General features: G+C 70.9%; 17 protein-coding genes, 1 tRNA gene and 1 pseudogene. 10 read left to right on the forward strand and 9 right to left on the reverse strand.

What is annotated here, in order from left to right:
* Window positions 1-18: 18 nt before the first annotated feature.
* Entirely contained in the window at window positions 19-810 is a 792-nt protein-coding gene (locus LZG04_RS35780) for a GNAT family N-acetyltransferase (protein ID WP_233825555.1), read from the forward strand.
* Here LZG04_RS35780 and LZG04_RS35785 read toward each other — a convergent pair.
* Window positions 807-1289, reverse strand: coding sequence for a hypothetical protein (locus tag LZG04_RS35785; protein ID WP_233825557.1), 483 nt, complete (start codon window positions 1287-1289; stop codon window positions 807-809). The two genes, LZG04_RS35780 and LZG04_RS35785, sit on opposite strands and share 4 nt — an antisense overlap.
* Before the next feature lie 258 nt (window positions 1290-1547).
* Here LZG04_RS35785 and LZG04_RS35790 point away from each other — a divergent pair, with 258 nt between their 5' ends.
* On the forward strand, window positions 1548-1790 hold the full coding sequence (locus tag LZG04_RS35790) for a hypothetical protein (RefSeq protein ID WP_233825559.1): 243 nt from the start codon (window positions 1548-1550) through the stop codon (window positions 1788-1790).
* Window positions 1791-2097: 307 nt separating this feature from the next.
* Here the strand turns inward: LZG04_RS35790 and LZG04_RS35795 are convergent.
* Window positions 2098-2178, reverse strand: a tRNA-Tyr gene (locus tag LZG04_RS35795).
* A gap of 122 nt (window positions 2179-2300) precedes the next feature.
* Here LZG04_RS35795 and LZG04_RS35800 point away from each other — a divergent pair.
* On the forward strand, window positions 2301-2792 hold the full coding sequence (locus LZG04_RS35800; RefSeq protein WP_233825561.1) for a YajQ family cyclic di-GMP-binding protein: 492 nt from the start codon (window positions 2301-2303) through the stop codon (window positions 2790-2792).
* Complete coding sequence (rfbA, locus tag LZG04_RS35805; protein WP_233825563.1) at window positions 2789-3661, forward strand: glucose-1-phosphate thymidylyltransferase RfbA; 873 nt, start codon at window positions 2789-2791, stop codon at window positions 3659-3661. Before LZG04_RS35800 ends, rfbA begins: the two co-directional genes overlap by 4 nt.
* On the opposite strand, the gene htpX is transcribed toward rfbA, so the two are convergent.
* From htpX to LZG04_RS35825, 4 genes are read right to left on the reverse strand one after another with little or no spacing between them, the layout of a single operon-like run.
* Window positions 3658-4518 carry a zinc metalloprotease HtpX gene (gene htpX, locus LZG04_RS35810; protein ID WP_233825564.1) on the reverse strand — a complete coding sequence of 287 codons (861 nt, stop codon included), beginning with the start codon at window positions 4516-4518 and terminating at the stop codon, window positions 3658-3660. The two genes, rfbA and htpX, sit on opposite strands and share 4 nt — an antisense overlap.
* Window positions 4519-4537: 19 nt before the next feature.
* The gene (locus LZG04_RS35815; RefSeq protein ID WP_233825566.1) at window positions 4538-5014 is read right to left on the reverse strand and encodes a 4Fe-4S binding protein; all 477 of its coding nucleotides are present in this window, start codon (window positions 5012-5014) and stop codon (window positions 4538-4540) included.
* Window positions 5007-5582: an NADH-quinone oxidoreductase subunit C gene (locus tag LZG04_RS35820; RefSeq protein WP_233825568.1), complete on the reverse strand. Its 576-nt coding sequence runs from the start codon at window positions 5580-5582 to the stop codon at window positions 5007-5009. Before LZG04_RS35820 ends, LZG04_RS35815 begins: the two co-directional genes overlap by 8 nt.
* Window positions 5579-5998: an NADH-quinone oxidoreductase subunit B gene (locus tag LZG04_RS35825; RefSeq protein WP_233825570.1), complete on the reverse strand. Its 420-nt coding sequence runs from the start codon at window positions 5996-5998 to the stop codon at window positions 5579-5581. Before LZG04_RS35825 ends, LZG04_RS35820 begins: the two co-directional genes overlap by 4 nt.
* A 241-nt stretch (window positions 5999-6239) precedes the next feature.
* Here LZG04_RS35825 and LZG04_RS35830 point away from each other — a divergent pair, with 241 nt between their 5' ends.
* The gene (locus LZG04_RS35830) at window positions 6240-7277 is read left to right on the forward strand and encodes a LysR family transcriptional regulator (protein ID WP_233825572.1); all 1038 of its coding nucleotides are present in this window, start codon (window positions 6240-6242) and stop codon (window positions 7275-7277) included.
* 10 nt (window positions 7278-7287) lie between these two features.
* Here LZG04_RS35830 and LZG04_RS35835 read toward each other — a convergent pair whose 3' ends face one another.
* Both LZG04_RS35835 and LZG04_RS35840 read right to left on the reverse strand, forming a co-directional pair.
* A complete protein-coding gene (locus tag LZG04_RS35835) occupies window positions 7288-7455 on the reverse strand; it encodes a hypothetical protein (RefSeq protein WP_233825574.1) in 168 nt (55 codons plus the stop codon).
* 100 nt (window positions 7456-7555) lie between these two features.
* Entirely contained in the window at window positions 7556-8317 is a 762-nt protein-coding gene (locus LZG04_RS35840) for a helix-turn-helix domain-containing protein (protein WP_233825576.1), read from the reverse strand.
* Window positions 8318-8380: 63 nt separating this feature from the next.
* On the opposite strand from LZG04_RS35840, the gene LZG04_RS35845 reads away from it, so the two are divergent.
* Both LZG04_RS35845 and LZG04_RS35850 read left to right on the forward strand, forming a co-directional pair.
* Window positions 8381-8950: a TIGR03086 family metal-binding protein gene (locus LZG04_RS35845; protein WP_233825578.1), complete on the forward strand. Its 570-nt coding sequence runs from the start codon at window positions 8381-8383 to the stop codon at window positions 8948-8950.
* A 40-nt stretch (window positions 8951-8990) separates the two neighbouring features.
* Entirely contained in the window at window positions 8991-9200 is a 210-nt protein-coding gene (locus tag LZG04_RS35850) for an SAM-dependent methyltransferase (RefSeq protein ID WP_374202961.1), read from the forward strand.
* A 108-nt stretch (window positions 9201-9308) separates the two neighbouring features.
* Here LZG04_RS35850 and ddaH read toward each other — a convergent pair whose 3' ends face one another.
* Window positions 9309-10187, reverse strand: a complete 879-nt coding sequence (ddaH, locus tag LZG04_RS35855; protein WP_374202959.1) for a dimethylargininase — start codon at window positions 10185-10187, stop codon at window positions 9309-9311.
* Between the two features lie 75 nt (window positions 10188-10262).
* Between ddaH and LZG04_RS35860 the strand changes: the two genes are divergently transcribed.
* From LZG04_RS35860 to LZG04_RS35870, 3 genes and pseudogenes are all read left to right on the forward strand, one after another.
* A complete protein-coding gene (locus tag LZG04_RS35860; RefSeq protein ID WP_233825580.1) occupies window positions 10263-10703 on the forward strand; it encodes an Lrp/AsnC family transcriptional regulator in 441 nt (146 codons plus the stop codon).
* A gap of 10 nt (window positions 10704-10713) precedes the next feature.
* Complete coding sequence (locus tag LZG04_RS35865; protein WP_233825582.1) at window positions 10714-11475, forward strand: enoyl-CoA hydratase; 762 nt, start codon at window positions 10714-10716, stop codon at window positions 11473-11475.
* A 219-nt stretch (window positions 11476-11694) separates the two neighbouring features.
* Window positions 11695-11959 (forward strand): annotated as a pseudogene (locus tag LZG04_RS35870) (2-oxoglutarate ferredoxin oxidoreductase subunit alpha); the annotation flags it as partial.

An 11959-nucleotide genomic window follows, 5' to 3' on the forward strand; every position in this document is an offset into this window, starting at 1 on the left:
ACCGGTTAGCTGGCAGGCGTGGACCCGTTGCTGCCCGACATCGCTCCCGCCGACGACCCGTACTCGTTCTCCGAGCTGCCGGAGGACGACCTGAACGCCTCGTGGATCGCGCTGCGCACGCACTCGCTGCACTGGCACCCCGGGGCGGACCTGGAAGACCTGCTGCGCCGGTGGCCGTTGACCGGTGAGGGCGACCCCGAGACGGCCGCGATGGTGACCGTGCCCAGCCGTGCCGTGGAGGCCGCGGACGTGCTGTCGCGGCACGGTTTCGCGCCGATGGTGGTGGTCGCGGCACGGCTACCCGGTCGCGGGCGCACCGGCCGTTCGGCGGTGGGGATCCGGCCGCTGGAGCCGGAGGACCTGGACGTCGCCGTGGAGCTGCACCTGGAGACGATGCGCTTCGACAGCTTGTTCGGCATGGTCACCGCACGGCCGTCCAGCGCGGCGCGGCTGCGCGAGCACATCGCGTCGCTGCTGGAGCGCCCCGAGCCGTGCGGGTGGTTGGCCGAGCGCGGTGGTGAGGCCGTCGGGTTCCTGTACTGCGACCTGCCGGGGCACTCGGACTGGATCGCCGCGCGGACGTCCGTGCGGCCGGTGGCCTACATCGGGCTGCTCAGCGTGCGGGCGGACTCGCGCGGCCAGGGCGTCGGCGCGGCGCTGGTCGACCACGCGCACTCGGTGCTGGACGGGGCGGGCGTCGGCGTGACGCTGCTGCACCACGCCCTGCCCAACCCGCTGTCGACGCCGTTCTGGTACTCCCACGGCTACCGGCCGCTGTGGACGACCTGGCAGCGCCGGCCCGCCCGTTAGACCCGCGCGAGCAGCCGCTGCTCGTGGCGCAGGCCGGCGCGGATCTCGTCCAGCACCTGGCGGGCCTGCGTGGCGGCGACGTGCTGCGCCGCGCCGCTGCCGATGGCGTCGCGCAGGGCCAACCAGACCGCGGCCTCGTCCTCGCGGACCGCGGTGAGCAGGTCGCGCTGCTCGGGGTAGGGGTGCAGGGCGATCTTGTCGGTGTGCGCCTTCAGCGTGGCCAGGTTCGCCCGCGACACCTCACCGGTCAGGGCGACCCGGTCGAGCTTCGCGGGCAGGTCGACCGCGGCGAGCTCGGACAGCGACAGGGGGCCGAAGTCGAGCACGGTGTTCAGGCCGTACTCCAGGTCGTCGGCGGCGTGGAGCAGTTCGCGCCGGTCCGCGAGCACGGGCGGACGGCGTCGCCCCGAGGACCGGACGACCAGGCCGAGGACGACACCGGCCGCGAGTGCGGCGAGGCCGATGAGGATTTCGCTCATGTGTTCCAGTCTCGACGCCCCACCGGCCCCGCTCGGACCAACGGGCGACAACGGGTCGATCGGAGCGCCGGCCGGTCAGCGGTAGTTCGGCTGGACTGAACGGCGCAACCGGTCGGCGTGGCGTCACCCTCCGAACGGCGCAGCGGGGCAGAGTGGTCCACCTGAGTGAACTTGTCCGGGCGGGGTACTCGAAGTACAGGTCCAGACCTCCTACAGGGTGAGGGAAGCAGGCGAGAAAGGACGGGCGAGGGGGTCGCCATGAACGTTGCGAGGGAGCTGTCCGGGCGGGCGAAAGCCATGCTCCGCGCCGTTGCCGCTGGTCGGGCTCAGCTGACGGGGGGACGGGAGCCGGACCTGTACGTGGACGGGCTGCCGTGCTGCGACCAGATGGTCACGCACGACCTGGTCCACGCGGGGCTGCTGCGGGCGCGGCGGGCCGTGGGTCTGGACGAACGCGCGGACGCCGAACTGACCGACGCGGGACGCGCCGCCATCGCTTAACCCTCGAACAGGCGTTCGATATGGGTTATGCTGCACACGAGGCCGGCACGCAAGCGAGAGGAAGCGCTTGCGCGCTGGCCTCACCTGCATCAACGCCGAGTCACCCACCCCGCTCGCCACCTGTCCAGCGACGAGCCACGCGACCGACCCTCCCAACCCGGAACGGAACCTGACCGCGCACCTCAACCGTTACGAACGGGGGTCCGGGGACAGCGCCCTCCGGGCGGGGTCCGGGGGTTGCACCCCTAGCAGACACAACGCAAAACCCCTGCTCGCGCTTTCCGCGAGCAGGGGTTTCCGTTTCATGTGGCGGGTAGAGGATTCGAACCTCTGTAGCTTTCGCGACGGATTTACAGTCCGCTCCCATTGGCCGCTCGGGCAACCCGCCCCGCCCCCGGTGGTGCCGGGTGCGGTGCAGACAATACATAAGCCCGTGGGGGCATGCGCAACCGGGTTCCCCGGTAGGCTTCCGGGCGGTTCCAGACACACCTACGCGGAGGTACCGGGCACGTGGCAGACCCGTCGTTCGACGTGGTGAGCAAGGTCGACCGCCAGGAGGTCGACAACGCGCTCAACCAGGCCGCCAAGGAGCTGAGCACGCGGTTCGACTTCCGAGGCACCGGGACGCAGGTGTCCTGGGCGGGCGAGGAGGCGATCACGTTCCAGTCCGAGACCGAGGAGCGCTGCCGGGCCGCGATCGACGTCTTCCAGGAGAAGCTGGTCAAGCGCGGCATCTCGATGAAGGCCTTCGAGATCGGGGACCCGGCGCTGTCGGGCAAGGTGTTCAAGGTCACCGGCACCGTGGTCCAGGGCATCTCCAGCGAGAAGGCCAAGGAGATCGCGAAGAAGGTCCGCGACGAGGGCCCCAAGGGCGTGCAGGCGCAGATCCAGGGCGACCAGCTGCGCATCTCGGGCAAGAAGAAGGACCACCTCCAGGACGTCATCGCGCTGCTGAAGAACTCCGACTTCGGCATCGCCCTCCAGTTCACCAACTACCGGTGAAGGGCATCGTCCTCGCGGGTGGCAGCGGCACCCGCCTGCACCCGATCACCCAGGCCGTGTCGAAGCAGTTACTCCCCGTGTACGACAAGCCGATGGTGTACTACCCGCTGTCGGTGCTCATGCTGGCGGGCGTGCGGGAGATCCTGCTCATCTCGACCCCGGTGGACCTGCCGCTGTTCCGCCGACTGCTCGGTGACGGCTCGCAGTTCGGCCTGGACATCTCCTACGCCGAGCAGGCTCACCCGAACGGGCTGGCCGAGGCGTTCATCATCGGCGCGGACTTCATCGGCGACGACGACGTCTCGCTGGTCCTGGGCGACAACATCTTCTACGGCCAGGGCTTCTCCAAGGTCCTGCAGCACAACGCCGGCTCGTTGGACGGCTGCGTGCTGTTCGGCTACCCGGTGAAGGACCCGGAGCGCTACGGCGTGGGCGAGGTCGACGCGAACGGCAAGTTGATCTCCATCGAGGAGAAGCCGGCGCAGCCGAAGTCGAACAAGGCCATCACGGGCCTGTACTTCTACGACAACGAGGTCGTGTCGATCTCCAAGGGGCTCAAGCCGTCGCCGCGCGGCGAGCTGGAGATCACCGACGTCAACCTGGCCTACCTGCGGCAGGGCCGGGCGCACCTGGTCGACCTCGGTCGCGGTTTCGCGTGGTTGGACACCGGCACGCACGACTCGATGCTGGAGGCGGGCCAGTTCGTGCAGGTGCTGGAGCACCGGCAGGGCGTGCGCATCGCGTGCCTGGAGGAGATCGCGTTGCGGATGGGGTTCATCAGCCCCGAGCAGTGCTACGCGCTGGGCGAGAAGCTGGCGAAGTCCGGCTACGGCCAGTACGTGATGAACGTCGCACAGGAAGCCCGCTAGGACCGTCGCGCGAGTTCCTCGAGCCGGCGCACGCGGTCGGCGATCGGGGGGTGGGTGGAGAACAGCCTGGCCAGGTTCTCCCCCGCCCGGAACGGGCTCGCGATCATCAGGTGCGACTGGGCGACCACGGCGGGCTCGGGCGCCAGCGGCGCGGCCCGCGTGCCGAGGTCGATCTTGCGCAGCGCCGAGGCCAGCGCCAGCGGGTCGCCGGTCAGCTCCGCGCCCGACTCGTCGGCCTGGTACTCCCGGGACCGGCTGACGGCCATCTGCACGATCCCCGCCGCGATGGGCCCGAGCACGGCGATGAGCAGCATCGCGAACGGGTTGGGCCGGTCGTCGTCGCCGTCGCCGAACACGCTCGCGAACACGGCCAGGTTGGCCAGCGTGCTGACCGCGGTGGCCAGCGCGCCCGCCACGCACGAGATGAGGATGTCGCGGTTGTAGACGTGCGACAGCTCGTGCCCGAGCACGGCGCGCAGCTCGCGCTCGTCGAGCAGGTCGAGGATGCCGGTGGTGCAGCAGACGGCGGCGTTGCGCGGGTTGCGGCCGGTCGCGAAGGCGTTGGGCGCGATGGTGGGGCTGAGGTAGAGGCGCGGCATGGGCTGGCGGGCCGTCATGGCCAACTCCCGGACGATCCGGTACAGCGCGGGCTGCTCCACCTCGGACACCGGCCGGGCGCGCATGGCGCGCAGCGCGAGCTTGTCCGAGTTGAAGTAGGCGTAGCCGTTCACGGCCAGCGCCAGCAGCAGGCCGACGACCAGCGCGGTGCGGCCGAACAGCGAGCTGACCGCCACGATCAGCCCGCTCATGGCAGCGAGCAGCAACGCGGTCTTCAACGCGTTGAAGTGCTTGTGCACGCTTCGCCTCCGGCTGTCGCTAAGTCCTCTCCCTCAACGCGCCCGGGCGGCGCGCGGTTCCGGTACCGGGGCGTGCCGGGCGTGTGGCCGTGGTCTCCGGCGCGGGTTCGGCGTCCGCGTCCAGCGGCGGTGGCGGCGGCACGTGCGCGACCCACGTGGCCAGCACGTCGCGTTCCTGCACGAGCTCGGCCACCGCGCCCTCGCCGTCGGGGCCGCCCGTGCCGGGGTAGGAGAAGTCGGGGGCCCAGTGCAGGGCGTCGAACGGGCACGCCTCCACGCAGATGCCGCAGTACAGGCACTGCCCGTAGTCGATGGCGAACCGGTCGAGCACGTTGCGCGCACGCGGCCGGGCCGAGCCGGGCTGCTGCTCGACCTCGGTGTGCGAGTCGATGTGGATGCACCAGTCGGGGCACTCGCGGGCGCAGATCATGCACACCGTGCAGTTGGCCTCCAGCAGGGCGATGACGCCGCGGGTGCGCGGGGGCAGGTCAGGCACGGGTGTCCTCCTCATAGCGCGGTCCCCACGAGGGGTCGGGCACGCCGGGCGGCGCGGTGCGCCTGCGGCTGGGCGCGGACGTGCCGTCCTCGCCCGGTTCGAGCCGGCCCGGCCACGGCCGCACGACGCGGGAGGCGAGCACGAAGTCCTTGCGCAGCGGGTGGCCGCTGAAGCTGTCGGGGAGCAGCAGGTGGGCCGGTTCGCCGTCGGCGAGGGCGATGCCGAACATCTCCGCGGCCTCCCGCTCGTGCCACGCCGCGCCCGCCCACAGCCCGGCCACGCTCGGCAGCGCGTCGTCCGGCCCGAGCTCGGTGCGCAGCAGCACGCCGTCCTTGGTGTCGGGGTCGAGCACGTGCAGCAGCACGGCGTGCCGCTGCCCCACCGCGCCCGGCCGGCCGGCGTCCTCGACGCCCAGCCAGTCGAACTGCGCGCAGCCCAGCTCGTGGCGGGCGTGGCGGGCGGCGTCGAGCCAGGCGTCCAGCCTCACGTGCGCGGTCGTCTGGCCGAACGCCGTCTTGACGTCGGCGTGCGGGATCCGGGAGGCCGACGCCTCGGCCGCGGCGCTCACGACACCATCCGGTGCAGCGCGGCGAGACCGTCGAGCAGCGCCTCGGGTCGTGGCGGGCAGCCCGGCACGGCGACGTGCACCGGCAGAGCCTGGTCGATGCCCTTGGTGACGCTGTAGGAGTCCCAGTACGGGCCGCCGGTGTTGCTGCACGCGCCCACGGAGATGACGTAACGCGGTTCCGGCATCTCCTGGTAGGTCGCGATCACCGCGGGCAGCATGGCGTCGGTGACCGTGCCGGAGACGACGAGCACGTGGGCCTCACCCGCCGCGTGCACCGGGTCGACGCCCAGGGCGGCGAGCTGGTCGGGCCGGTGGCCCTCGAGCGCGGCCATCACCTCGACGCCGCAGCAGGCCAGGCCGAGGTCGAGCACGGTGACCCGGTACGTCGTGCCCCAGTCCAAGGTGGAAACCGTCACGCCGGTGAGGTTAATACGTGGGGGCCCGCCGGGCTCCCACCCGGCGGGCCCCCAACCCCCCAATACCCCCCTGATTGCCCCCACGTGAACAAGCACCTGGTTGCGGCAGAAGTCTCTTACGGATCGCGTATACCTGTCCAGGGAAATCCATCAAGATCTTCGGATAATTTCAGCACGAACTGCGGTCAAGTTCAGTACAACTAATCGGTAGAACATCACGCCCCGACCCGAGAGGCCCTGCATGTCGACCTCGGCCCAGCTGCTCCTGCCCGCGGGCAACCAGCTCAGCAGGCTCCTGCACACCTCGCCCCTGCTGCTGGACACCACGTTGGACCAGCTCAGGACGTTGATCGCGGTGTACGAGACGCGGTCGGCACTGCGCGCGGCACGGGTGCTGGGCCGGGAGCAGTCCAGCGTGCAGAAGCAGATCGACACGCTCAACCGCAACTTCAAGTCGCTGTGCGGCGAGCCGCTGGTCGTCAAGCAGGGCCGGGGAAAAGACGTGCTGATCACACCCACCGGCGAGGCGCTGGTCGAATTGGCGCGCACCACGTTGTCGGAGTGGCTGGATTCGATTCACGAGTGCCGCCGCAAGCTCGGCACCACGGTCACCGTCGGCACCACTCGGTTCATGCTGGACTCGCTGGCCAAGGCGTGGCACCACGTGGCCGACGACTTCCGGCAGCGGGACGTGGAGCTGAAGGTCGTGCACATCCGCACCAAGGACATCTGGAAGAGCCTGGAGTCCAAGGAGGTCGACATCGTGTGCGGCAGCGTGGTCACGCACGCGGGCCGCAACAGCGGCGTCGAGGACTTCGACGTGATCGAGTGGCGGCGCGGCGGGTTGGCGCTGCTGACGAACCTGCCGGAGCACAAGCTGGGGGCGCGCATCGGCACCGGGGAGTTGCCGAAGCTGCCGCTGGTGGTGCCCGGCGAGGGGTTGATCGCGGAATTCCTGCGCGGCTGGTTCGGCCCGGATTACCGCAATGAACTGGACATAGCGGCGGAGATCGACGAGATCCAGTACGGGATGTCGCTGCTGCGGTCCGGGCTGGTCGAGGGCTGCATGATCGTCACGTCCGGGCTGGGCGTCGTGGCCGCGAACAACGAGCTGCGCGAGGGGTCGGGCCTGCGGGTGGTCGAGCTGACCAACGACCGCAAGCCGCAGCTCGAGCGACTGGTCGGGGTCTTCGCCCGCAAGGAGGAGCGGGCGAAGTTCCCGGCCGACCACCCGTTGAACCTGCTGTGGGCGGCGTTCCAGCGCGAGGTGTCGGACTAGCGGCCGCGGGCTAACGCGCCGGGTCCGCCGGGCGTTCCTCACGACGCCGTTGGGCTTGGCGCACCAGCCACTCCAGGCCGGTCAGCGGCTTGGGGACCTCAGGCTTCTGCCGTTCCACGGGCTCCTCCTGCTCCTGTTGCGGTTGGGGCGACGGACGCTGGGCGTCGAGGTCGTTCATGGCGCGCTCCCTACCTTGGTCGACAGCGAGTGCCGTCGATCGGAGCACCGACCGGGGTCCGTTCGCTAGAGCGATCAGCCCTATGGGTGACGTGAGCGGGTCACCGCCGCCCGGTCGCCGCGGTGTCGCGGTAGCGGTCGGCGTACTTGGTGGGCGTCTCGCCGACCATCGCGGTGAAGTCGCGCACGAAGTGCGGTTGGTCGGCGTAGCCGAGGTCGGCCGCCAGCTCGGCCCAGTCGATCGCACCGCCCGCCGCCATGCGCTCGGTGACCTCGCGCAGCCGGTAGCGGCGGATCACCCACTTCGGGCCGACGCCCACGTGCTCGGCGAACAGGCGCTGGAGCTGCCGGACGCTGCCGCCGACCTCGCGGGCCAGCACGTCGACCCTCGTCATCAGGGGATCATCGGCGATCCGGTCGACGACCTCGACCGCCTGCCGTGCCCTCGGGTCGGGCTCGGGCAGGTGACGGCGCAGCGCGTCCTCGACGGTGGCGAGGTCGGCGTGGGCGGGCAGGTGGTCGAAGATCGTCGCGGCGGGCACGGCGCGGTCGGTGAGGGACTGGACCGGCGCGCCCAGGAACGGCCGGAAGGCACCGGGGCGGAAGGCGACGCCGAACACCCGGCCCGTGCCGTCGAGCTCCTTGACCACGTGCCCGCTGGACACGCCGGACACCACCGCACCGCGGTCGCCGAACGTCAGGTGGACGTTCGGGTAGGGCACCACGAGCTGCCGGTACGGCCGGTCGTAGGTCCACTCCACCACCCAGTACCGCGCCACGTGCGCGGCCAGGTCGGGCGACGGCGGGTGGAACTCGTGGCGCTGGTGCCGCCGCCACGCCAGTTCCCGCTGGTCCCTGGTCACGGTGGCGAGCGTATGTCGCCTTTGTTCAATACACCCGGCACCCGCCGTCCCTAGGGTGGCGGCATGTCCCGTGAACAGTTGATCGACAAGGCCGTGGCGACCGCGCTGGAGGTCGCCGGGAACGTCAAGCCCGACCAGATGGACGCGCCGACGCCGTGCGCCGAGTTCGACGTCCGCAAGCTCGTGAACCACCTGCTGTTCTGGGGCCCGTCGCTCAACGGCGCGGCGCGCAAGGAGCCCGTGCCGACGCCCGCCGCCTCGGAGTCGGACGTCGACCTCACCGAGGGCGACTGGGCCGCGGACCTGGCGGCCGTGCTGCGCGACCGCGCCGACGCGTGGCGGGAGCCCGCGGCGTGGGAGGGCACGACGACGCTCGGCGGCCCGCAGGAGATGCCCGCGCCGATGATCGGCGCGATGGTGCTGGGCGAGACCGTCGTGCACACGTGGGACCTGGCCCGGGTGACCGGTCAGGCGCCCTCGTGGGACGCCGACCTGCTGGAGTTCCTCCACGCCGACCTGCTCCAGACCTCGCAGATGGGGCGTGACATGGGCATCTACGGGCCGGAGGTGCCGGTGGCGGCCGACGCGCCGCTGATCGAGCGGATCGTCGGCCTCACCGGCCGCACGCCGTAAACGCCCCACCGCCCGCCCGGCATGGAGATGCTCGCTGGACCTGCTCTCCGGCCTGCCCACCGCGGGCAACACGCACGAGGTCGCGCAGGCACGCCACCCCGGCGCCAAGGTCGTCTACGTCGACTACGAGCCGGTCGCCGTCGCGCTCGGCACGCGCATCCTGCGCGACAACCCGGACGCGGTCATGGTCGAGGCCGACGCCCCGACGAGCTGTCCGCCCGTCCCGCCGTGCGGGACGGGCTCGACCTGAACCGGCCGTCGGGGGTCATATCGACCGCGGTGATGGTGTTCGTGGGCGTGATGTTCGCCTGGTCAACGGGCTAGAGCCGAGCTGACCAGCGCGAAGTCGAAGGGGTGATCAGCCCCGCAGTTCCATGGTGCAGCACTTGGGGCCGCCGCCGGACTTGCGCAGTTCCGAGATGTCCACGAAGACCGGCTCGAAGCCGCGGCGGGCCACCTGGTCGGCGAGGGCGGTCGCCTCGACCGGCAGGACCACGTGACGGCCGTCGGAGACGCCGTTCAGGCCCAGGCAGGCGGCGTCCTCGGCGGTGGCGATGACGGCGTCCGGGAACAGGCGGCGCAGGACGCGTTGGCTGCCCGGTGAGAAGGCGTCCGGGTAGTAGGCGACCAGGTCGTCGTCCAGCACGAACAGGGCCACGTCCAAGTGGTAGTAGCGCGGGTCGGTCAACTGGAGCGAGATGACCGGGACGCCCAGCACCTCCTGCGCCTCGGAGTGGGCCAGGGGGTCGGTGCGGAAGCCCGTGCCGGCCAGCAGGTACCTGCCGGTCCAGACGAGGTCGCCCTCGGCTTCGTTGGTCCGCTCCGGCATGACGACGTCGCGGTAGCCGTTGGCCAGGAACCAGCGGCGGAAGTGGTCGGCTTCGGCGGCGCGCTGCGGCGCGCGGAAGCGGGAGCCCAGGACCTGGCCGTCGATCACGGTGCCGGAGTTGGCCGAGAAGACCATGTCCGGCAGGCCGGGCTGGGGGTCGATGGTCTCGACCACGTGCCCGAGTCGCTCGTAGGTCTCCTTCAGGGCCGTCCACTGCTCCATCGCCAGCGACGTGCTGATCGGCTGCGTGGGGTCCATCCACGGGTTGATCGAGTACTCCACGGTGAAGTACGCGGGCGGGCACATGAGGTACCGACGGGTGGTCGGCACGCGCACCTGCGCGGCGGGCGTGGCGACGTCGAGCACGATCGGCTCGTCACCGGGGCCCGCGAAGGAAACCGAGGTCATGGATCGAAATGTAGATTGCCGTTCGACCATCGAACAACGCCGCGATATTGCGTCTCCTAGGGCAGAATGTTGCGTGTGGACACGATCGACCAGCGAATCATTTCGTGCCTGATGGCCAACGCCCGCTCCAGCTACGCCGACATCGGCAAGGAGGTCGGCCTGTCCGCGCCCGCGGTGAAGCGGCGGGTCGACAAGCTGCTGGACACGGGCGTCCTGCGCGGCTTCACGGCCGTCGTCGACCCCGAGCAGCTGGGCTGGGGCACGGAGGCGTTCGTCGAGGTGCACTGCCGCGGCAACGTGGCACCGCACGACATCCAGCAGCGCCTGGAGACGATGCCGGAGGTGCGCGCCGCCTACACCGTCTCCGGCGCGGCGGACGCGATCGTGCACCTGCGCGCGGCCGACATCCACCACCTGGAGACCGCGCTGGAACGGCTGCGCGCGGTCGAGATCATCGACCGCACCGTCTCGACCGTCGTGCTCTCCCGACTCTTGGACCGCCCACCGGCCCCTTAGAGTCGCCCGCATGGCCGAAGTGCTCCTGCAACGCTCCGACCGCGTGGCGGTCATCACCGTGCACGACCCCGACCGCCGCAACGCGCTCACGTTCGACCTCTCCGACCAGCTCGTCGCGGCCGTGCGGACCTGCGAGGACGACCCCGACGTGCACGCCGTCGTGGTCACGGGCACGCCACCGGCGTTCTGCGCCGGCGCGGACCTGACCGCGCTGGGCGAAGCCCGCGAGGAGGGCCTGCGGCGCATCTACGCCGGGTTCCTCGCGGTGGCCGGCTGCACGCTGCCCACGGTCGCGGCGGTCGGCGGCGCGGCGGTCGGCGCGGGGCTCAACCTGGCCCTGGCCTGCGACGTGCGCCTGGTCAACGCCCACGCGAAGTTCGACGCGCGGTTCCTCCAGCTGGGCATCCACCCCGGCGGCGGGATGACGTGGATGCTCCAGCGGCTCGTCGGGCCGCAGACGGCGACCGCCATGACGTTGTTCGGCCAGGTTTTGGGCGCGGACGCGGCGGTATCCCACGGTTTGGCCTGGTCCCGGGTCGACGGCGGGCACGACGAGCTCGTCGCCGCGGCGGTCGGGTTGGCGCGCCCTTCGGCCGAAGCTTCGCGCGAACTGGTCCGCACGGTCAAAGCGTCGATGCGCACCACCGCGAACCTGGACCTGCACGCCCACGCAGTGGACGTCGAACTCGCGCCCCAGGTCGCCTCGATCGCGACTCCAGAGTTCCAGGCCAGGCTGGCTGCCACGAAGGCCAGGATCAGCGGACGCCCCTGACCTGGACTTACGTCCACAATATCTGTAACTTGGAGTAACAGTTACCGGCTGGTACGACGGAATCGACCTCCGGTTGACGCCCCGCGCACCTGGTGGGACGAACCGTCCCGCACAGTGGTACGGGGGAAACCGGCACCCAGCCGGGCACGACTACCCTCGCGGAGGGGCACGGGGGCAGCAGCCCTCAGGCGGTTGTGAGGAAAGGGATCGGCGTAGGACATGACTACCGACGTTGGTAACGGCTCCGCGCCAGGTGGCTCGCCTGAGCAGACCGAGCCCGGGCGGGACGGGGTGGACGCGGGCGGGAGGAACGGCACGGTCCGCAAGCTCGACCGCGTGGTGATCCGCTTCGCCGGCGACTCCGGTGACGGCATGCAACTCACGGGTGACCGGTTCACCTCGGAGGCCGCCGCGTTCGGCAACGACCTCGCGACCCAGCCGAACTTCCCGGCCGAGATCCGGGCGCCACAGGGCACGCTGCCGG

Origin of the sequence: Saccharothrix sp. S26 (assembly GCF_021390395.1) — a bacterium.
GTDB lineage: Bacteria > Actinomycetota > Actinomycetes > Mycobacteriales > Pseudonocardiaceae > Actinosynnema.

Excerpts from the sequence above, each read along its gene's own strand:
- LZG04_RS35830 (WP_233825572.1), top strand. The coding sequence starts at position 6,240 with ATGTCGACCTCGGCCCAGCTGCTCCTGCCCGCGGGCAACCAGCTCAGC.
- LZG04_RS35785 (WP_233825557.1), bottom strand. The coding sequence starts at position 1,289 with ATGAGCGAAATCCTCATCGGCCTCGCCGCACTCGCGGCCGGTGTCGTC.
- LZG04_RS35865 (WP_233825582.1), top strand. The coding sequence starts at position 10,714 with ATGGCCGAAGTGCTCCTGCAACGCTCCGACCGCGTGGCGGTCATCACC.
- LZG04_RS35845 (WP_233825578.1), top strand. The coding sequence starts at position 8,381 with ATGTCCCGTGAACAGTTGATCGACAAGGCCGTGGCGACCGCGCTGGAG.
- LZG04_RS35790 (WP_233825559.1), top strand. The coding sequence starts at position 1,548 with ATGAACGTTGCGAGGGAGCTGTCCGGGCGGGCGAAAGCCATGCTCCGC.
- ddaH (WP_374202959.1), bottom strand. The coding sequence starts at position 10,187 with ATGACCTCGGTTTCCTTCGCGGGCCCCGGTGACGAGCCGATCGTGCTC.
- LZG04_RS35835 (WP_233825574.1), bottom strand. The coding sequence starts at position 7,455 with ATGAACGACCTCGACGCCCAGCGTCCGTCGCCCCAACCGCAACAGGAG.